Annotated in this window: 17 protein-coding genes; 12 read left to right on the top strand and 5 right to left on the bottom strand. The window is 64.4% G+C overall.

Annotation, left to right across the window (positions count from 1 at the left end; translation table 11 throughout):
- Window positions 1-20: 20 nt before the first annotated feature.
- The 3 genes from QCE88_RS10965 to QCE88_RS10955 are packed head-to-tail and all read right to left on the bottom strand — an operon-like array spanning window position 21 to window position 3,345.
- Window positions 21-887, bottom strand: a complete 867-nt coding sequence (locus QCE88_RS10965; protein ID WP_309901738.1) for a triphosphoribosyl-dephospho-CoA synthase — start codon at window positions 885-887, stop codon at window positions 21-23.
- 5 nt (window positions 888-892) lie between these two features.
- Complete coding sequence (gene mdcA / locus QCE88_RS10960; protein WP_309901736.1) at window positions 893-2,569, bottom strand: malonate decarboxylase subunit alpha; 1,677 nt, start codon at window positions 2,567-2,569, stop codon at window positions 893-895.
- Window positions 2,566-3,345 carry a GntR family transcriptional regulator gene (locus tag QCE88_RS10955; RefSeq protein ID WP_309903520.1) on the bottom strand — a complete coding sequence of 260 codons (780 nt, stop codon included), beginning with the start codon at window positions 3,343-3,345 and terminating at the stop codon, window positions 2,566-2,568. Before QCE88_RS10955 ends, mdcA begins: the two co-directional genes overlap by 4 nt.
- Window positions 3,346-3,500: 155 nt before the next feature.
- Here QCE88_RS10955 and QCE88_RS10950 point away from each other — a divergent pair, with 155 nt between their 5' ends.
- The 3 genes from QCE88_RS10950 (at window position 3,501) to QCE88_RS10940 (ending at window position 5,961) form a co-directional block, all read left to right on the top strand.
- Complete coding sequence (locus tag QCE88_RS10950) at window positions 3,501-4,814, top strand: MFS transporter (RefSeq protein ID WP_309903518.1); 1,314 nt, start codon at window positions 3,501-3,503, stop codon at window positions 4,812-4,814.
- Between the two features lie 187 nt (window positions 4,815-5,001).
- Complete coding sequence (locus tag QCE88_RS10945; RefSeq protein WP_309901734.1) at window positions 5,002-5,340, top strand: hypothetical protein; 339 nt, start codon at window positions 5,002-5,004, stop codon at window positions 5,338-5,340.
- 255 nt (window positions 5,341-5,595) lie between these two features.
- Window positions 5,596-5,961 (top strand): hypothetical protein, encoded by a 366-nt coding sequence (locus QCE88_RS10940; RefSeq protein WP_309901732.1) that lies wholly within the window; start codon window positions 5,596-5,598, stop codon window positions 5,959-5,961.
- Window positions 5,962-6,116: 155 nt separating this feature from the next.
- Here the strand turns inward: QCE88_RS10940 and fabI are convergent, their stop codons facing one another.
- Window positions 6,117-6,914, bottom strand: coding sequence for an enoyl-ACP reductase FabI (gene fabI / locus QCE88_RS10935; protein WP_309832646.1), 798 nt, complete (start codon window positions 6,912-6,914; stop codon window positions 6,117-6,119).
- Between the two features lie 234 nt (window positions 6,915-7,148).
- Here fabI and QCE88_RS10930 point away from each other — a divergent pair, with 234 nt between their 5' ends.
- The 6 genes from QCE88_RS10930 (at window position 7,149) to QCE88_RS10905 (ending at window position 15,518) form a co-directional block, all read left to right on the top strand.
- The gene (locus QCE88_RS10930) at window positions 7,149-9,023 is read left to right on the top strand and encodes an extracellular solute-binding protein (RefSeq protein ID WP_309901730.1); all 1,875 of its coding nucleotides are present in this window, start codon (window positions 7,149-7,151) and stop codon (window positions 9,021-9,023) included.
- Window positions 9,024-9,057: 34 nt separating this feature from the next.
- Complete coding sequence (locus tag QCE88_RS10925) at window positions 9,058-10,101, top strand: ABC transporter permease subunit (protein WP_309901728.1); 1,044 nt, start codon at window positions 9,058-9,060, stop codon at window positions 10,099-10,101.
- 1 nt (window position 10,102) lies between these two features.
- Entirely contained in the window at window positions 10,103-11,224 is a 1,122-nt protein-coding gene (locus tag QCE88_RS10920; RefSeq protein WP_309832644.1) for an ABC transporter permease, read from the top strand.
- Window positions 11,221-12,819 (top strand): dipeptide ABC transporter ATP-binding protein, encoded by a 1,599-nt coding sequence (locus tag QCE88_RS10915; RefSeq protein WP_309901727.1) that lies wholly within the window; start codon window positions 11,221-11,223, stop codon window positions 12,817-12,819. Before QCE88_RS10920 ends, QCE88_RS10915 begins: the two co-directional genes overlap by 4 nt.
- Before the next feature lie 147 nt (window positions 12,820-12,966).
- Window positions 12,967-13,623, top strand: coding sequence for a C40 family peptidase (locus tag QCE88_RS10910; RefSeq protein ID WP_309903516.1), 657 nt, complete (start codon window positions 12,967-12,969; stop codon window positions 13,621-13,623).
- 350 nt (window positions 13,624-13,973) lie between these two features.
- Complete coding sequence (locus QCE88_RS10905; RefSeq protein ID WP_309901725.1) at window positions 13,974-15,518, top strand: 2-isopropylmalate synthase; 1,545 nt, start codon at window positions 13,974-13,976, stop codon at window positions 15,516-15,518.
- A gap of 79 nt (window positions 15,519-15,597) precedes the next feature.
- Here the strand turns inward: QCE88_RS10905 and QCE88_RS10900 are convergent, their stop codons facing one another.
- Window positions 15,598-16,113 carry a hypothetical protein gene (locus QCE88_RS10900; RefSeq protein WP_309901723.1) on the bottom strand — a complete coding sequence of 172 codons (516 nt, stop codon included), beginning with the start codon at window positions 16,111-16,113 and terminating at the stop codon, window positions 15,598-15,600.
- 198 nt (window positions 16,114-16,311) lie between these two features.
- On the opposite strand from QCE88_RS10900, the gene QCE88_RS10895 reads away from it, so the two are divergent.
- From QCE88_RS10895 to pnp, 3 genes are all read left to right on the top strand, one after another.
- A complete protein-coding gene (locus QCE88_RS10895) occupies window positions 16,312-17,601 on the top strand; it encodes a branched-chain amino acid ABC transporter substrate-binding protein (RefSeq protein WP_309901721.1) in 1,290 nt (429 codons plus the stop codon).
- A gap of 153 nt (window positions 17,602-17,754) precedes the next feature.
- Window positions 17,755-18,024: a 30S ribosomal protein S15 gene (gene rpsO / locus QCE88_RS10890; protein ID WP_309808735.1), complete on the top strand. Its 270-nt coding sequence runs from the start codon at window positions 17,755-17,757 to the stop codon at window positions 18,022-18,024.
- 347 nt (window positions 18,025-18,371) lie between these two features.
- Window positions 18,372-20,525, top strand: coding sequence for a polyribonucleotide nucleotidyltransferase (gene pnp, locus QCE88_RS10885; RefSeq protein WP_309901719.1), 2,154 nt, complete (start codon window positions 18,372-18,374; stop codon window positions 20,523-20,525).
- Window positions 20,526-20,703 lie beyond the last annotated feature (178 nt).

The raw sequence follows: 20,703 nt of genomic DNA, 5'->3' as shown, positions 1-20,703 counted from the left end.
TCTTTACGCTTCGATGCGCGTCAATCGAGACGCCTGAGACTGTCGAGAAAGAGTGTCGCCGCGAGCAGGTCGGCGGCGCCGCCGGGCGATGCGTTCAGCGTGAGCAGCGCGTCGTCGAGTTGCGCGAGCGCGGCGCGGCCTTCAGCGGTGCCCGCGCCGCCGCGCGCCATCACGATGCGTGCGCCGTCCTGCGCTGTCGTGAGCGCGCGCAGGCCGCCGCGATGCAGCAGGCAGGTATCGTCGAGCGACGCGATGATCGCGATCAGCGCATCGAGTTGCGCGTCGTTCTCGCAGACACCGCGGGCGCGCGCGGCGTCGAGCGCCGGCAGGCCGATCAGCCGTGCATGCGGAAAGCCGTCGCGTGCTTCGCCGCGCGCGCCGGCCACCTGATACCGTGAACTCGCGCGCGCGCCGTGACTCGCCGACGCCGACGGCGGCGCATAGCGATCTTCGTGACACGCGATGGCCGCCGCAGACGCGCAGATCGCCGCGCTGTCGTGCGGCGCGTGCAAGGCCGCGCCCGCGCACAGCAAGCCGACAATCCAGATCGCGCCGCGATGCGCGTTGCTGCCGCCGGTCGCGTTCATCATCGCGATTTCGCCTTCGCGGCCGATGCGCGCCAGTTGCTCGCGCAGCGCCTGCGACGGCCGCGCCCGCGACGCCGCGCGTGCAATCGCGAGAAAGGTCGGGTGCAGTGCGTGGGCGGAACGCAGCATCGTGTCCAGATCGAGATCGCGATGCGCGCCGCTGCCGCGTTGATCGACGAGCGCGGGCTTTGGCGTCAGCCGTGCCTCGGCGATCAGCGCATCGCGCGCGTGAGCGGCGATGACCGCCGGTTCGAGTGCAAGCTCGCAGGCTTCTTCATGCAGCAAGGGCAGGGCGTTCATCGCGCTCACCAGCTGCGAAAGCGCGCGGGCGGCGCATAGAGACCGCCCGACCACGCGACGAGATCGTCGATGCTGCGCGCCGCGAGCAGCGAGCGCTTCGCTTCGCCGCGTCGCACGCCGAGATCTTCCGGATATGCGACGATGCCGCGCCGTCTCAGTTCGGCCGTTTTCGCGGGATCGGCGCGCATGCCGATGGGCGTCACGCCCGCAACCGCCGCAAGCGCCGCGCGTCGTTCATCGAAACCTTCGGCCGCGTGCAGATACGCGATGCCTTCCTCGGTGACGACATGCGTGACGTCGTCGCCGTAGATCATCACGGGCGCGATGGGCATGCCGCTCTTCGCACCGACCGCGATCGCATCGAGCGATTCGACGATGGTCGGCTCGCCGCCTTTCTTGTAAGTCTCGGCGGTCTGCACGACGAGCTTGTGGCCGCGCGCGATCTGCGGATTCGGGCCGTCGTTCTTCAGCAGCTTGAGCCAGGCTTCGCTCGAATGACGCCGGCCGCGCGGATCGTGTCCCATGTTCGGCGCGCCGCCGAAGCCCGCCAGACGGCCGAGCGTGACGGTCGAGGAATTGGCGTCGGCGTCCATCTGCAAGGTCGAGCCGATGAACAGGTCCACGCCATACTGGCCCGCCAACTGACAGAACACGCGGTTCGAACGCAGGCTGCCGTCGCGGCCGGTGAAAAACACGTCCGGGCGCGCGGCGATGTAATCCTCCATGCCCACTTCGCTGCCGAAGCAATGCACGCTCTGCACCCAGCCGGATTCGATCGCGGGGATCAGCGTCGGATGCGGATTGAGCGCCCAGTGCGTGCAGATCTTGCCCTTCAAGCCGAGCGCTTCGCCGTAGGTGGGCAGCAGCAGTTCGATCGCCGCGGTGTCGAAGCCGATGCCGTGATTCAGCGCCGTCACGCCGTAGCGGTCGTAGATGCCGCGGATGGTCATCATCGCCATCAGGATCTGCAATTCGCCGATATGGCGCGGATCGCGCGTGAAGAGCGGCTCCACGGCGAAGGGCCGGTCGGCCTGCACGACGACATCGACCCACGAGCCGGGAATATCGACGCGCGGCAGTTCATCGACGATCTCGTTCACCTGCGCCACCACGATGCCGTGCCGGAACGCGGCGGCCTCGACGATGGTCGGCGTGTCCTCGGTGTTCGCGCCCGTGTAGAGATTGCCGTGGCGGTCGGCCTGCACCGCGCACACCAGCGCGACCGCCGGCGTGAGGTCGATGAACATGCGCGCGTACAACTCGATGTACGTATAGATCGCGCCGATCTCCAGCATGCCGTCCTCGAGCAGTTGCGCCACGCGCAGGCTCTGCGGCCCGGCGAACGCGAAGTCCACCTTGTGCGCGATCCCTTGCTCGAACAGCGCAAGATGTTCCGGGCGGCTGATGCTCGAAATCAGGAGATGGATGTCATGCACGCGCGCCGGATCCAGTTTTGCAAAGGCGCGCGACAGGAAGTCGGCCTGTTTCTGGTTGTTGCCTTCCAGCGCCACGCGGTCGCCGCTGACGATCAGCGCGCCCAGGGCATCGACGATATGCGCCGGATCGAGCACCGCGCCGTCCAGCCAGGGCTCGATCAGTTTCAGGCGACGCGCCTTTTCCTGCGCGCGCGTGTTCCAGTTGCGGCTGTCGCGGGGAGCGTCAGCGGGGAGGGACGAATTCATCGGTCGGCCTTCGGAGTGAGCGTTCGGGAAGAGGCGCGGCGCTTTTTCTTCTTGTGGCTCAAATGAGCGAGCGCTTGCGCATCGGCGAGAAAGCGGTAGATCAGGTCGCCCGTCGCGAGCAGATGGCGCGCGACCAGCGTCTGCGCCTGCTCGGTATCGCGGGCGGCGAGCGCGGCGAAGATCACGCGATGCTCGGCATCGGACGCGTCCTTGTGAATCGGCAAGCCGAGCTTCAGGCGCAGGTAGCGCTCGCCGCGCCGGTGCATCTGGCCGATCAGTTCCATCAGGCGCGGCCGGTCGGCGGGCGCATACAGGCTCATGTGGAACTGCTCGTTGCGCACGACGTAGAGCGCCGGGTCGGGCTCGCGTTCCGCGGCTTCCAGTAGACCCTGCGCTTCGGCCAGCGTTTCCGACGTGTGATGCTCGATGGCAATCCCGATTGCCAGACTCTCCAGCGACGCCCGGATCTCGTAGATCTCGCGCGCTTCGTCGGCGGATTGCAGGCTGACGGCCGCGCCGCGATTCGGCTCGATGGTCACCCAGCCCTCGCTTTCAAGCTGGCGGAACGCTTCGCGCACGGGAATCGCGCTGACCGAGAACTGTCGCGCGATGGCGTCCTGGCGCAGCGGTTCGCCCGGCAGCAACGCACCCTCGACGATGGCCGAACGCAGCGCATCCGCAATGAAGCGCGACGTGCTCTGGCGCGGTTCGAACTGCGCGTCGCGGAACGACGCGGCAGGCCGGGATCTTCCGGAAGAAGCGAGATCGTTGGGCATGGCTAGGTGAAAGTGCGGACTTGTCCGTGGTCGATGTTCAAATATTATATATAAAAACGCGCACCGGGTTTCGGTGCTTTCCCTAGACGCCATAACAAGATTCCGAATGCGCGCGTCGTTCATCCTCGCTTGAGTTTCATCGGAGAGACATGGCCATGCCGACAACGCTGGATCGTGAGATAGGCGCCACGCGCGCCGCGAAGACACCGCTCAACCGCTCGCAGATCACGGGCTTCTGGGGCGCCTGGGCCGGCTGGACGCTCGACGGCATGGACTCGTTCATCTATGCGCTCGTGCTCGCGCCGGCGCTCACCGAACTGCTGCCGCGCTCGGGCTATGCCGCGACGCCGGCGAACGTCGGCCTGGCGGGTTCGATTCTGTTCGCGCTGTTCCTGGTGGGATGGGGGCTGTCGTTCATCTGGGGGCCGCTCGCGGATCGTTTCGGACGCACCAAGGTGCTGGCCGCGACCATCTTCACGTTCGCGATCTTCACCGGACTCGCCGCGACCGCACACAACGTGTGGGAACTCGGCATCTATCGTTTCTTCGCGGGCGTGGGCATCGGCGGGGAGTGGGCGCTCGCCGGCACCTACGTCGCCGAGGCCTGGCCGGAAGATCGCCGCAAGATGGGCGCGGGCTATCTGCAAACCGGCTATTACGCGGGCTTCTTCCTCGCGGCCGCGCTGAACTATACGATCGGCGCGGCGTTCGGCTGGCGCGCGATGTTCCTGGTCGGGCTGTTCCCGGTCGTCATCTCGATCCTCGTGTTGCTGCGCGTGAAGGAAACCGACAAGTGGCAACGCGCCGAAACGGCCCAGCCGCACGTCAAGCACGAGAGCTCGCTGAAGGCGATCTTCAACGCGCAGTACCGCAAGCGGACGATCGTCGCGGCGGTGCTGCTGACGGTCGCGATCATCGGCTTGTGGGCGGGTGCGGTGTATGAGCCGTCGGCGGTCATCCAGCTCGCGACGAAAGCCGGCATGGACAAGCACGACGCGGCGCGGATGGCGTCGATCGCGACGGGATTGCTCTCCATCGGCACGATTGTCGGCTGTCTCGCGCTGCCGCCGATGGCCGAGAAAATCGGCCGCCGCAAGACGCTCGCGGTGTATTTCATCGGCATGGCAGCGTCGATTGCGCTGGCCTTCGGCTGGGCGTTCTATCTGCCGAACGGGCTGGTGCCGTTCATTGCGCTGCTCGTCGTGCTCGGCTTCTTCGGCGGCAACTTCGCGCTGTTTTCGCTGTGGCTGCCGGAGCAGTTCGAAACCCGCGTGCGCGCGACGGCCTTTGCGTTCTGTACGTCGGTTGGACGCTTCATCGGCGCGATCGTCAACTTCGGCATCGGCGCGATGGTGCTCAACATGAAGACGCTCGGCGTGCCGATCGCGCTGACCGGCATCGTCTTCCTGGTGGGACTTGCGGTCATTCCGTTCGCGCCGGAAACGAGAGGGCAGGAACTGCCGAACTGAACGCTTTTCGCGCAAGTGTCGAACGGCGGCCTGCCCGATGCAGTGCCGCCGTTTTTTCATTCGGGTGCGTTGTCATTTCGTAATGTTTTCGGCGGTAATAGGAGGTTACCAAGTCAAACACTTACGTTGGCATCCGTCCGATATAGTCCGCTCAACACTACAAACAAACCGTCGAGGTGGGCTTCACATGAACAAGGTTTTGAAGGCTTCCGCGCTGGCCGGCGCCGTTTTGATCGGTGGCGTGACGATGTCCGGCGCAGCCATGGCAGGGGTGTCCGTGGGCGTGAACATCGGGGTGCCCGCGCCCGTCTATGTCGCGCCGGCGCCGGTCTATGCTCCGCCGCCGCCCCCGGTGGTCTACGCGCCGCCCCCGCCGCCCGTGTATGCGCAGCCGGCCATCGTGATCGGCTGGCATGGCGATCGTTACTGGGACGGCCGCCGCTACTGGAATCGCGACGAATACTATCGTGGCCACGGGCGTGGATACGGGCACGGCTACGACCATGGCCATCGCGGCTGGCACTGACCGGCCGGAAAGTCCCCGAGGAAGCCACCCCGCGCGGGTGGCTTTTTCATTCTTGTCAATGCCTGGAAGGGGGAATCGCCGTCGGTTGTTTGTTTGAAAGCAATTTTCGCCCACGTGCAATGTAACAAAAGGTAAGCTTTCTCCTGACATTACGCCGGGACGCGCAACAACTTACAAAGCTGAAATATTGCACTGAAAGCTGTCCGTTATATTTCCCGGCAAGCGAACAAGCACAACAGCGAGGTCCGTTTGCACATGAAGATCCATTCCAAAACATTCTGGACGGGCGTGATGGCCGTCGCGGCGGTCGGCCTGATGAGCACGCAAGCAGCGCGCGCCGACGTGCATGTCGGCGTGAACGTCGGCATTCCGGCGCCGGTGTATGTCGCGCCTACGCCCGTCTATGCGCCGCCGCCGCCGCCGGTCGTGTATCGGCCCGCGCCCGTCTATGCGCCGCCCGTGGTGATCGGCTGGCACGGCAGCCGCTACTGGGACGGCCGTCGCTACTGGAGCCGCAACGATTACTACCGCTATCACGGGCATGGCCGCGGGCCGCATCGTGGTCCGCCGCCGGGGCATGGCCACGGTCACGGACACGGCGGGCCGCACGGACGTCATTGAGGGCAGGGCAGGCTGAAGTCGCCACGAGAGTCGCTGCGAATCAATCCTTCAAAGCCAATTCGTGAAAGTAAATAAAAAGCGCCGCTCGACCCATTGAGCGGCGCTTTCGTTTTAACGCTTTCCGTCTGCGCGGCAAGCGTTGTGAAGAGGATGCGTTACTCCGCGTCGACGCCCATGCCGCCGACCACGGCATGGAAGCCGGCATCGACGTGCACGACTTCCGCGCTCACGCCCGCCGACAAATCCGACAGCAGGAATGCCGCGACATTGCCCACCTGTTCGGTCGTGACATTGCGCTTGAGCGGCGCATTTTCCTCGACGAAGTTCAGGATCTTGCCGAAGCCCTTGATGCCGCTTGCGGCGAGTGTCTTGATCGGGCCAGCCGAGATGGCGTTCACACGCACGCCCTTGCCGCCCAGCGACGGCGACGCCGCCATATAGCGCACGCTCGCTTCGAGCGAGGCCTTCGCGAGACCCATCGTGTTGTAGTTCGGCAGCGCGCGTTCGGCGCCGAGGTACGACAGCGTAAGCAGCGACGAGCCGTCTTTCAGCAACGGCAGCGCGGCCTTGGCGAGCGCCGGGAAGCTGTAAGCGGAGATGTCGTGCGCGATGCGGAAGTTCTCGCGCGTCATGCCGTCGAGGAAGTCGCCCGCGATGGCCTCGCGCGGCGCAAAGCCGATGGAATGCACGAGCCCGTCGAGCGAGTCCCAGCGTTCCTTGAGCGCGCCGAACAGCGCGTCGATTTGCGCGTCGTCGCCGACGTCGCACGGATAGATCATGTCGCTGCCGAACTCGGCGGCGAATTCGGTGATGCGCTCCTTGAAGCGCTCACCGACGTAGGTGAACGCGAGTTCGGCGCCTTCGCGCTTGCAGGCCTCGGCGATGCCATAGGCAATCGACCGGTTCGACAGCAGGCCTGTGAGCAGAATCCGTTTTCCAGCGAGAAAGCCCATGAATGCTCCTTCTTTGAAGTCAATGTCGCGCGCGGGCGGGCAGGCGTGGCCGCGCGCAGTCGCCGGCGGGGACTGCCTTCGGGAGGATCCGATAGAGCAAGCCGGACGGCGCGTGATTTTGGGTAGAATTCTCTCACATCGCAACGCCCCGCCGAGGATTCCTGCGCTTGCGCGGAGTCGTCGGGCAGGGCGTTCAACTCCATCATCCATCGCGCCCAGAGACCACCAAGGCACATGACGACTCGCCCGACGATCCGCTCATCCAGCGTCTTTCGCCTGGTTCTATCCGGGTGGCTGGCCGGATCGATTGCACTGGCGGCGAGTCCGGCCTTCGCGGTGCATGCCATCGCGCAATACGGCGAGCCCAAATACCCGGCGGGCTTCACGCACTTCGACTACGTCAACCCCGACGCCCCGCGCGACGGCACGCTGGTGCTCGCCAATCCGAACCGCCTGACGAGCTTCGACAAGTTCAATCCGTTCACGCTGCGCGGCAATCCCGCGCCGGGTCTGTCGCTGATGTTCGAGAGCCTGACGACGGGCAGTTCCGACGAAGTCGCGACCGCCTACGGCCTGCTCGCCGACGACATCTCGGTGGCGCCGGACGGCATGTCGACTACCTTCCACATCAATCCGAAGGCGCGCTTCTCGAACGGCGACCCGGTCACCGCCGAAGACGTGAAGTTCTCGTTCGAGACGCTGAAGAGCCCGCTGGCCGCGCCGCAGTTCGCGGTGTACTTCGGGCAGATCGCGCGCGCGGTGATCGTCGATCCATTGACCATCCGCTTCGAGTTCAAGGTCGCGACGCGCGAAATGCCGCTGCTCGCGGGCGGCATTCCGGTGTTCTCGCGCAAGTGGGCGATGAAGCCCGACGGCACGCGCGTTCCGTTCGACCAGATCGCGTTCCAGAAGCCGATCGGCAGCGGCCCGTATCTGATCGACCACTACGACAACGGCCGCACCATCTCGTACCGGCGCAATCCGGACTACTGGGGTGCGGCGCTGCCGGTGCGGGTCGGCTTGTTCAACTTCGCGCACATCGACTACAAGCTTTACGGCGATCCCACCGCGCGCCTCGAAGCCTTCAAGGCCGGCGAGTACGACGTGCTGGTCGAGTACATTGCGCGCAGCTGGGTGCGGCGCGACATCGGCAAGCGCTTCGACAACGGCGAACTCATCAAGCGCGAATTCCCGCAACACAACGGGACCGGCATGCAGGGCTTCTTCATGAACACGCGCCGGCCGCTGTTCAAGGACGTGCGCGTGCGTCAGGCGCTGGATCTCGCGCTCGACTTCGAATGGCTCAACCGGCAACTGTTCTTCAACCAGTACCGGCGCATCGACAGCTTCTTCGTCAACACGGACCTGCAGGCGAAGGGCCTGCCGAGCGAAGGCGAACTGGCCATCCTGAATCCGTTGAAGCCGCAACTGGACCCGTCCGTGTTCGGTCCGATGCCGCGCCAGCCGGACACCGATCCGCCCGGTTCGCTGCGTGCCAATCTCATCAAGGCGCGCGAGTTGCTGGCGCAGGCGGGCTGGACCTATCGCGACGGCGCGCTGCGCAACGCGAAAGGCGAGCCCTTCGTGTTCGAGATCCTCGACGATACCGGCGGTGGCGCGTCGATGGAGCCGGTCGCGGCCGCGTTCGGGCGCAATCTTCAGAAGCTCGGCATCACGATGAACTTCCGCACGGTGGATTACGCGCTGATCCAGAAGCGTCTCGATGCCTTCGATTTCGACATGACGAGCGTGCGCATGCCCGACGTTCAGGTGCCGGGCACCGAACAGGTGTCGCGCTTCGGCAGCCAGTCGGCGAACGAGCAGGGCTCGGACAATCTGGCGGGCGTGAAGTCGCCGGCCGTCGATGCCATCTTGCAGAAGGTGGTGTCCGCGCAGACGCGCGAGCAACTGGTCGATGCCACGCATGCGCTCGATCGCGTGCTGATGAACGGCTACTATGTGGTGCCGCACTGGTACTCGGCGACGCATCGCGTGGCGTATCGCAACACGCTGGCGTATCCGTCCACCTTGCCGCTGTACTACGGCGCCGAGGAATGGATCATTTCGACGTGGTGGGCGCAGCACGCGCCCGCGGCGCCAACCCAATAGACGAACAAGCCGAATAAGCCGAATAGGGCGCGCCATGTGGAGCTACATCCTTAAACGCATTCTGTTGATGATTCCGACGCTGCTCGGCGTGCTGACGCTGACCTTCGTCGTGATCCAGTTCGTGCCGGGCGGGCCGGTCGAGCAGGCGGTGCACGATCTGCGGCGCGGGCAGTCCGAAGGCGGAGGCGGCGGTTTCGGGTTGCGCACGCATACGGGCGTCGATGCGCAACAGGTCGAGCAACTGAAGAAGCTCTACGGCTTCGACAAGCCACCGCTGCAACGCTATGTGCTGATGCTCGGCAAGTTCGCGCGCTTCGATCTCGGCGAGAGCTATTTCAGGCATCAGAGCGTCTGGTCGCTGATCGTGTCGAAGCTGCCGGTGTCGATCAGCATCGGCCTGTGGACCTTCTTCATCACGTATCTGATATCGGTGCCGCTCGGCATTGCGAAGGCGGTCAGGAACGGCTCGAAGTTCGATGTCGCAACGAGCCTGATCGTGCTGATCGGCTTCGCGATTCCCGGCTTCGTGCTCGGCGTGCTGCTGCTCGTCTTGTTCGGCGGAGGAACGTTCTGGCAACTGTTCCCGCTGCGCAATCTCACCTCCGACAACTGGGCCACGCTGTCGCTCGGCGGCAAGATTCTCGATTATCTGTGGCACATCACGCTGCCGGTGACGGCCTCGGCGGTGGGCAGCTTCGCCATCGTCACGATGCTCACCAAAAACGCCTTCCTCGACGAGATCCGAAAGCAATACGTGCTGACCGCGCGCGCGAAAGGCTTGAGCGAACGCCGCGTGCTGTGGAAGCACGTGTTCCGCAATGCGCTGCTGCCGTTGATCGTCGGCTTTCCGGCGGCGTTCATCGGCGCGTTCTTCACCGGCAGCCTGCTGATCGAGACGCTGTTCTCGCTCGACGGCCTCGGGCTGCTCTCGTATGAATCCGTGGTGCGGCGCGACTATCCGGTGGTGCTCGGCACGCTCTATCTCTTCACGCTGATCGGCCTCGCCACGAAGCTCATTTCAGACCTGTGCTACGTCTGGGTCGATCCGCGCATTCAATTCGAACAACTGGAGCGCTGATTTGAATCGAGCCGCTTCATCCCGATCGTCACGGCGCGACGCACACGGCAGCGACGCCCAGCCGCTTAGCTTCGAAAAATCCATCCCGCCCGGAAGGCGCGTGTGGCAGCGCTTCAAGCGCAACCGGCTGGGCTACTGGAGCCTCGTCGTGTTCGTCGTGGCGTTCGTCATCAGCCTCGCCGGGCCGCTGTGGTCGAACGACAAGCCGCTCGTCGTGCGCTATCAGGGGCATCTCTACTTTCCGCTCGTGAAGACCTACGCGGAGACCACGTTCGGCGGCGACTTCCCCACGCCCGCCGATTATCTCGATCCGTTCGTGCGCGACCGTTTCAGCGCGCCCGGCAACTTCGCGATCTATCCGCCGAATCACTACTACTACGACACGCTCAACTACTTCTCGAAAGGCTCGAATCCGGCGCCGCCGTCGCGCGAGAACTGGCTCGGCACCGACGACCGCGGCCGCGACGTGTTCGCGCGGCTCGTGTACGGCTTTCGCGTATCGGTGCTGTTCGCGCTCGTGCTGACGGCGATCGGCACGCTGCTGGGCGTCGTCGCGGGCGCGGTGCAGGGGTATTTCGGCGGGCGGATCGACATTACCGGGCAGCGGCTCATCGAAGTCTGGAGCGCGCTGCCCGAGCTTTATCTGCTCATCATCTTCGCGTCGATCTTCGAGCCGAGCCTGATCCTTTTGATCATCCTCTTGTCGCTGTTTGGCTGGATCGGCTTGTCGGACTATGTGCGCGCCGAGTTCCTGCGCAACCGCACGCAGGATTACGTGCGCGCCGCCCGCGCAATGGGCCTCTCCAACTGGCAGATCATCTGGCGCCACGTGCTGCCCAACAGTCTCACGCCGGTCATCACGTTCCTGCCGTTCCGCATGAGCGGCGCCATTCTCGCGCTGACGAGCCTCGACTTTCTCGGGCTGGGCGTGCCGTCGCCGACGCCGTCGCTCGGCGAACTGCTCGCGCAAGGCAAGGCCAATCTCGATGCCTGGTGGATCTCGTTGTCTACCTTTGGCGTGCTGGTCGCGACGCTGCTCCTGCTGACCTTCATGGGCGACGCGCTGCGCAACGCGCTCGACACGCGTATCGCCGATGCCGTGAAAGCCGGAGGCGGGCAGTGAACGAACCGCTTCTTTCCATCAAAGACCTGCGCGTGCGCTTCAGCGACACGCTGGCCGTCGACGGCGTCAATCTCGACATCCACGCGGGCGAACGCGTGGCGCTGGTCGGCGAATCGGGTTCGGGCAAGAGCGTCACGGCGCTGTCCATCCTGCGTCTGTTGCGAGAAGCCGAACTGTCGGGCTCGATCCGCTTCGCTGGCGAGGAACTGCTCGACAAGAGCGAGCGCGCGATGCGCGGCCTGCGCGGCTCCGACATCGCGATGATCTTCCAGGAGCCGATGACCGCGCTCAATCCGCTCTACACGGTGGGCGACCAGATCGGCGAGACGATTCAGCTGCACGACGGCACCACGCCGCGCGAGGCGCGCCGACGCGCGATCGCATTGCTCGCGCGTACCGGCATCACGGAGCCCGAGCGGCGCGTGGACAGCTATCCGCATCAGTTGTCGGGCGGCCAGCGCCAGCGGGTGATGATCGCGATGGCGCTCGCGTGCCGTCCGCGTCTCCTGCTCGCCGACGAGCCCACGACGGCGCTCGACGTGACCATTCGCGCGCAGATCGTCGAACTGCTGCTCGAACTGCAACGCGACGAAGCGCAGGAGCGCGGCATGGCGGTGCTGCTGATCACGCACGACCTGAATCTCGTCAGGCGCTTCGCGGAGCGCGTCGCGGTGATGGAGAAGGGCGTGCTGGTCGAGAGCGGCACGGTGGAATCGATCTTCGCGTCGCCGCAGCATCCGTACACCCAGCGGCTGCTGGCCAGCAAGCCGAAGCGCAGCGTGCTGCCGGTGCTGCCGATCGCGCCGGTCCTGCTCGACGCGAAGAACGTCTCCGTCGATTACCCGACGCGCCTGCCCGGCTTCCAGGGCTGGCTCCGGCGCGGCCGCTTCAAGGCCGTCGACGACGTCACGCTGACCGTGCGGCAGGGCGAGACACTCGGGATCGTCGGGGAATCCGGCTCGGGCAAGTCCACACTGGCGATGGCGCTGCTCGGCCTGCAGCGCATCTCGCACGGCGCGGTGCAGTTCCAGGGCCGCGCGCTCGGCGAGTTTCGCGGCCGTGAGCAGACCGCGCTGCGCTCCAATCTGCAAGTGGTGTTTCAGGATCCGTTCAGCTCGCTGTCGCCGCGACAGACCGTCGAGCGGATCGTCGGCGAGGGGTTGGCGCTGCATCGGCCGGAACTGGATGCCGCCGCGCGCCGGGCACGCGTGGTAGCGGTGTTGCGGGAAGTCGGTATGGAACGCTCGGCGCTCGCGCGCTATCCGCACGAGTTCTCGGGCGGCCAGCGGCAGCGCATCGCGATCGCCCGCGCGCTGGTGCTGGAACCGAGCATCCTGATCCTCGACGAACCCACCAGCGCGCTCGACGTGTCGATCCAGACTCAAGTCCTGGCGCTGCTCGCCGACATTCAGAAGAAGCACAACCTGGGCTACGTCTTTATTAGCCACGATTTACAGGTGATCGGCGCGATGGCACATCGCGTCGCGGTGATGCGAAATGGTTTTATCGTGGAGGCTGGGGAGGTGGAGAAGATTTTTTCGAACCCCTCCGATGAATACACGCGAAAGCTTCTGAGCGCAGCCCTCGAATCCTAAAAATCTTTCTTTTTCACCAATTGGGTGCCCGTCTCAATTGTATTTTTCTATTTCTTTTGACAGGTAAATACTTTGTGGCTAGTATCCTTCCAAACTTTCTGCTATCTCCCTGATTTAACAGCTTTTAATTGTAAAACCTACCGACCGATGCAGCCACTAACGTTGACTCAGACATGCGCGCGCGCCGCCGCGGGCATGTTGATCGGCCTCCTGATGACAGCAACTTCCGGCGCGTTTGCCGACGAAGTCAGCAGTAGCAGCCAAAATGCCAGCACGGGCATTTTTTCTTCCAGATCCACCGATACCGCGAATACCGACGTCACCACCAGCCAGGGCGGCGCGAAGTCGTTTTTGTCGGGCATGGCGAGCAAGGCGGGCGACGTCGTCGTCGGCGCGCTCAACATGATCGGCGTGCGCTATCGCTGGGGTGGCAATTCGCCTGATTCCGGTCTCGATTGCAGCGGGTTCGTGCGCTACGTGTTCCAGGACACGCTGGGCATGACGCTGCCGCGTCGCGCCGAGGAAATGAGCCGCGTCGGCGAGAAGGTCCGCGTGTCGGATCTGAAGCCCGGCGATCTCGTGTTCTTCAACACGATGCGCCGCTCGTTCTCGCACGTGGGCATCTATATCGGCGACAACAAGTTCGTGCATTCGCCGTCCACCGGCAGCACGATCCGCGTCGACGACATGGAAGACGGCTACTGGGAGAAACGTTTCCAGGGCGCGCGCCGCATCGACAACGCGCAAATCGGCGACGGTGCCGAATTGCGCCAGCGCGTGAGCGCGAGCATCGGCGGATACTGACCGCCGTTGTGAAGGAAAATCGAAAGCCTGCCTCCTGATCGGACGCAGGCTTTTTGTTTTGGCGTTCGCGTGATGGCGCGAGCGGAACGCCTCATTGCACGAGCCTCGGAAAGCCGTTATAGTTTTTGAATGCGTTTTTTCCTGTTCCCCTTCCTGTCAGTCCAAGCTGGTGCGTCGCTACGCGCACTACCGCTACTAGCGCGCCTACCGCGCTAATCTTTCTCGCCTCCCGTCTGCTCGTCCTGTCAGGTTTTCGACGCCAGCGGTGGCGCGAACACCCGAATTCCCTTTTGCATTTCCGCGCGTCATTTCCAACACTTAAACAATCAATCTCCCCACTGGAGCCCAACATGGCAGCAGACAAGTTGATCATCTTCGACACCACCTTGCGTGATGGCGAGCAGTCCCCCGGCGCGTCGATGACGAAGGAAGAGAAGATCCGCATCGCGAAGCAGCTGGAGCGCATGAAGGTGGACATCATCGAAGCGGGCTTCGCTGCCAGCTCGAACGGCGATTTCGACGCCATCCACACCATCGCCTCGCTCGTGAAGGACAGCACGGTCTGCTCGCTGGCCCGGGCGAACGACAAGGACATTCAGCGCGCCGCCGACGCCCTCAAGCCCGCCGGCCAGTTCCGCATTCACACGTTCATTGCCACGTCGGCGCTGCATATGGAGAAGAAACTGCGCATGACGCCGGAGCAGGTCTACGACCAGGCGCGTCTCGCCGTGCGTTTCGCCCGCAAGTTCACCGACGACGTCGAGTTCTCGCCGGAAGACGGCAGCCGCTCGGACATCGACTATCTCTGCCGCGTCCTCGAAGCGGTCATCGATGAAGGCGCGCGCACCATCAATATCGCGGATACGGTCGGTTACGGCGTGCCCGAGCTCTACGGCAACCTCGTGAAGACGTTGCGCGAGCGCGTGCCCAATTCCGACAAGGCCGTCTGGTCGGTGCACTGCCACGACGACCTCGGCATGGCCGTCGCCAATTCGCTGGCAGGCGTGCAGATCGGCGGCGCGCGTCAGGTGGAATGCACGATCAACGGTCTCGGCGAGCGCGCGGGCAATACGTCGCTCGAAGAGATCGTGATGTCGGTCAAGACGCGCAAGGACTACTTCGGCCTGGATCTCGGCATCGACACGTCGCAGATCGTGCCGACTTCGAAGCTCGTCTCGCAGATCACCGGGTTCGTCGTGCAGCCGAACAAGGCGGTGGTCGGCGCGAACGCGTTTGCACACGCGTCGGGCATTCACCAGGACGGCGTGCTGAAGGCGCGCGACACCTATGAAATCATGCGCGCGGAAGACGTGGGCTGGGCCGCGAACAAGATCGTGCTCGGCAAGCTCTCGGGCCGCAATGCGTTCAAGCAGCGTCTCGAAGAACTGGGCGTGCAGTTGGAGTCCGAAGGCGAGGTGAACGCCGCGTTCGCGCGCTTCAAGGAACTCGCTGACCGCAAGGCCGAGATCTTCGACGAAGACATCATGCAGATCGTCTCCGAGGAATCCGCCGAGGCGCAGGCGAAGGAGCATTTCCGCTTCGTGTCGCTGAAGCAGCATTCCGAAACGGGCGAGCAGCCGCAGGCCAAGGTCGTGTTCGCGATGGAAGGCGCCGAGGTCACGGGCGAAGCGCGCGGCAACGGTCCGGTGGACGCGACGCTGCACGCGATCGAATCGAAGGTCGACAGCGGCGCGGAACTCGTGCTGTATTCGGTCAACGCGATCACCACCGGCACGCAGGCACAGGGTGAAGTGACGGTGCGTCTGTCGAAGAGCGGGCGCATCGTGAACGGCGTGGGCACGGATCCGGACATCGTCGCGGCGTCGGCGAAGGCGTATCTGGCGGCGTTGAACAAGCTCCACTCGAAGGTCGAGAAGCTCAATCCGCAGCTCTGATTCGGGCGCGTTTTGGGGACATGAAAAAGCCCTCGCGAGAGGGCTTTTCTTATGCTTCTGGAAGATAGAAGGCAGGCAATCAGAACATGTTGCGCCGGTCCGGATCGTGCAGCGGGTCCGGCGTCTTCTGCGTCATGCGCAGAATGCCCTGATCGTCGAAATAGAAGTTGTACATCAGGTACCAGATGTTCGCCTCCATATAGCGATACGTCCAGACCTGGCGTTTCATCAACGGGAAGTACGAGGTTTCGACCGGCCGGCCGAAATTCACCAGCACGTCCGCCTTCGTCCACGTACCGATCTGCGCCTTGTAGAACTCGTTCTCGTCGAGCACCTGGCGCACGCTGACAATTTTCCCGGAACTGTCGATGTCGGCGGCCGTGGTGAACTCGCCGAGCGGCTGCGTCGGCCACATCAGGCGCTTGCCGCCGCTGGGCAGGTCGTAGACTTCGCGCGGCGGGCCGAGGCGCGCGGTGATCGTCGATGCATCCGCGCCCGCCTGGTAGTTCTGCCACGGCTGGGCGCAGGCGGACAGCAGAAGCGCGACGCCCGCGCCGGCCAACAGGGCGCGCAGGCGAAAGAGGGGATGCAGCATGGCAAGCCTCCGGCGTGTGGAGATCCTCTGGATGGCGAGGATCGTTCATTCGATCTTTTCCGTGATTCTGACATGCGCGGACGCCGAATCATGCTCCGCGACGTTGCGGCATCCGGGCCGATCTGTCGGCAATGACGCACTTGCGCGGCGCGGGCGTGGCGGCCTATGATCCGCGCTTTCAGCGAATCGGCGGCAGGCATGAAGAATCGAATCGGCGCGCGCGGGGCGCGATGGCTGTGCGTGGCGGCATGGGCATGCTTGATCGGCGTGCAGGGGGCAAGCGCCGCCGGCCCGACGCCGATCAAGCTCGCGATGATCGAGGGCATGTCGGGCCCGTTCGCCAACGCGGGGGCGATGGTCGAGCGCAACCTGCAGTTCGGCGTCGAGCGCGTGAACGCGCAGGGCGGCGTCCAGCTCGCCGACGGCCGGCATCCGCTGGAACTCGTCGTGCTCGACGGCAAGGGCGGCAGCGAGGCGAGCCTCGTGCAGCTGCGCGCGGCGATTGACGATGGCATCGGTTTCGTGATGCAGGGCAACAGTTCGGCGGTGGCGGCGGCGCTGGTGGCGGCGATCGACCGGCAAAACGCGCGCGACCCGCAACACCGCGCGCTGTTCCTCAACTACTCCGCCGACGACCCCGCGCTCACCAACGACGCCTGCAGTTTCTGGCATTTCCGCTTCGATGCCCACGCCGGCTTGCGCATGGACGCGCTCGCGGACGCGCTGAAGGACGATCGCGCGGTCAAGAAGGTGTATCTGCTGAACCAGGACTACAGCTTCGGTCACGACGTGAGCCGCGAGGCGCAGCGCGCGCTGAAAGAGCGCCGGCCGGATATCGCGATCGCGGGCGACGAGTTTCATCCGATCGGCCGGGTGAAGGATTTCGCGCCCTACATCGCGAAAATCCGCGCGAGCGGTGCTGACGCGGTCATCACCGGCAACTGGGGCAACGATCTCACGCTGCTCGTGAAGGCCGCGCGCGAACAAGGCCTCGACACGAAGTTCTACACCTTCTACGGCAACAGCCTGGGCGCGCCGGCCGCGCTCGGCGACGCCGGCGTGAAGCGCGTGATCGCGGTGGCGGACTGGCATCCGAACGTGGGCGGCGCGGCATCGGACGCGTATTACCGTGCGTTTCGCGCCCGCTATCCCGCGGCCGCCGATGATTACCTGGTGGCCCGCATGCCGCTGATGGTCGAAATGCTCGCCGCCGCGATGACGCGCGCGGGCAGCGCGGATCCTTGGGCGGTGGCGCGTGCGCTGGAAGGTATGAAGTTCGACGGCGAGGGTTTCCATCCGTCGACGATGCGCGCCGCCGATCACCAACTGATCCAGCCCCTGTATGTCATGGAGATGGACCGCGCCGGCACGGCGGGCGTGAAGCTGGACAACGAAGGCTCGGGCTATGGCTTCCGGACGCTGCTCGCCATTCCCGCCGACAAGACGGTCCAGTCGACCACTTGCAGGATGACGCGCCCGGACCGGTAAGGGTCGTGGGCGGCGTGCGCCTGTGCTATACTCCGCGCTTCGCCTTCAGCCGGCAGGTCCGTCTGAAGCGAAAATGCAGCAAAACATGAAACCTGTAACCCCACGGCACGGCCTTTCTTCCGTGACCGCCTGTCTGTATCAAAGGAAAAGCAAATGTCCGTAGCAGAAATCAAGAAGTCCGACATCGTCGCTGAATACGCGCGCGGCGCCAACGACACCGGCTCCCCCGAAGTGCAAGTTGCACTGCTCACGAGCCGCATCAACGAACTCACTTCCCACTTCAAGTCGCACTCGAAGGATCACCACAGCCGCCGCGGTCTGCTGCGCATGGTGAGCCGTCGCCGGAAGCTGCTCGACTACCTGAAGGGCAAGGACGCGGACCGCTACCGCTCGCTGATCGAGAAGCTGGGTCTGCGCAAGTAATTGGCGCATATGTGGCTTCATAGCCGCCTTTGAAACAGAGTGCCTGTGTCAGTCCGCTGATACAGGCACTTTGTTTTTGTACGGTCTGGCGATGAAGTGGTGTTCGATCGCTTAATCGCGCGCGACACATCCAGGTGGATGATTTCGGCAGTACACATGCTTTACCCGGATGCTCCATCCGGTTCGACACCCGGTCCGGCCTCGCGGCAGAGCTTTGTGTCATTCCAGCGCGGCACACCGCGCCTCGTTCGCGCGACGTACCGCGCTGGAATGGCATAACACACCTCTTACGCGCGGCTTGGGATCGTCCCGCCCGCGTCGAGGGACGCTGGCGCAACGTATAAGGAGTGGAAATGTTCAATAAGATCGTCAAGGAATTCAAGTGGGGCCAGCATAACGTCCGTCTCGAAACGGGCGAGATCGCCCGTCAGGCAAGCGGCGCCGTGATCGTCGACGTGGAAGACACCGTGGTGCTGGCCACCGTCGTCGGCGCGAAGAGCGCCAAGCCGGGTCAGGACTTCTTCCCGCTGACCGTCGATTACCTCGAAAAGACCTACGCCGCCGGCAAGATCCCAGGCGGCTTCTTCCGCCGCGAAGGCCGTCCGTCGGAAGGCGAAACGCTGATTTCGCGCCTGATCGACCGTCCGCTGCGTCCGCTCTTCCCGGAAGGCTTCTATAACGAAGTGCAGGTCGTGATCCACGTCCTGTCGCTGAACCCGGAAGTCCCCGCCGACATCCCCGCGCTGATCGGCGCCTCCGCCGCGCTCGCCGTGTCGGGCCTGCCGTTCAACGGTCCGGTCGGCGCCGCGCGCGTCGCCTACATCAACAACGAGTACGTGCTGAACCCGACGCGCCCGCAGATGAAGGAATCGGCGCTGGATCTGGTGGTCGCGGGCACGGAACGCGCGGTGCTGATGGTCGAGTCCGAAGCGCAGCAGCTGTCCGAAGAAATCATGCTCGGCGCGGTCGTGTTCGGCCACGAGCAGATGCAGACGGCCATCGACGCCATTCATGAGCTCGTGCGCGAAGGCGGCAAGCCGGAGTGGGACTGGGCGCCGGCGCCGAAGAACGAAGCGCTGATCGCACGCGTCACCGAAATCGCGAAGCCGGAACTCGAAGCCGCTTACCAGCTGCGCGACAAGTCGGCGCGTTCGGGCAAGCTGAAGGAAGTGTACGCAGCAACCTCGTCGAAGCTGGAACAGGATGCCGCTGCGAGCGGCACGGTGGCGGCCGACAAGGCAACCGTCGGCAACGTCCTGTTCGACATCGAAGCGAAGATCGTCCGTACGCAGATCCTGAACGGCGAGCCGCGTATCGACGGCCGCGACACCCGCACCGTCCGTCCGATCGAAATCCGCACGGGCGTCCTGCCGCGCACGCACGGCTCGGCGCTGTTCACGCGCGGCGAGACGCAGGCGCTGGTCGTGGCCACGCTGGGCACGAAGGGCGACGAGCAGAACATCGATGCGCTCGAAGGCGAATACCGCGAGCGCTTCATGCTCCACTACAACATGCCGCCGTTCGCGACGGGCGAAACGGGCCGCGTCGGCTCGCCGAAGCGCCGTGAAATCGGCCATGGCCGTCTGGCCAAGCGCGCGCTGGTCGCGTGCCTGCCGGGTCCGGACGAGTTCGGCTACTCGATCCGCGTGGTGTCGGAAATCACGGAATCGAATGGTTCGTCGTCGATGGCTTCGGTGTGCGGCGGCTGTCTCGCGCTGATGGACGCCGGCGTGCCGATGAAGGCGCACGTTGCGGGCATCGCGATGGGCCTGATCCTCGAAGACAACAAGTTCGCGGTGCTGACCGACATCCTCGGCGACGAAGATCACCTCGGCGACATGGACTTCAAGGTGGCCGGCACGGCGCAAGGCGTGACCGCGCTGCAGATGGACATCAAGATCCAGGGCATCACGAAGGAAATCATGCAGGTCGCGCTCGCGCAGGCGAAGGAAGGCCGCATGCACATCCTCGGCAAGATGACCGCCGCAGTGCCGAGCACGAACACGGAACTGTCGGACTACGCGCCGCGCATGATCACCATCAAGATCAATCCGGAGAAGATCCGCGACGTGATCGGCAAGGGCGGTTCGGTGATCCGCGCGCTGACGGAAGAAACCGGCACGACCATCGACATTTCCGACGACGGCGTCGTGACCATCGCGAGCACGAGCTCGGAAGGCATGGCCGAGGCGAAGAAGCGCATCGAGAACATCACGGCCGAAGTGGAAGTGGGTCAGATCTACGAAGGCCCGGTGCTCAAGCTGCTCGACTTCGGCGCGATCGTGAACATCCTGCCGGGCAAGGACGGTCTGCTGCACATCTCCGAGATCGTCAACGAGCGCGTGAAGGACATCAACGACTATCTGAAGGAAGGCCAGGTCGTGAAGGTCAAGGTCATCCAGACGGACGAGAAGGGCCGCGTGCGCCTGTCGGCGAAGGCTTTGCTGAACGAAGCCGCGCAACCCGCTCAACCCGCGGAACCGACGCAGCCGCAGCAGTAATGCGGTAATGTGTTGACGGCCGGCCGCTAGCGCGAGCCGGCCGTTTTCTTGTCTGACGCGTGTCCGTTGCATGAGAGCGGACGCGTCGTCGGACTGGATCACAGTGTGAGTGCGAGCCCGGGAGTAGCGATTGCTCCAGCGCGCACAGTGTCATCCGGTTCGAATCATTCCGAGCGCG

This window comes from Caballeronia sp. LZ035 (assembly GCF_031451175.1).
Taxonomy (GTDB): Bacteria; Pseudomonadota; Gammaproteobacteria; order Burkholderiales; family Burkholderiaceae; genus Caballeronia.
This window is presented reverse-complemented; position numbering and strand designations above follow the sequence as displayed.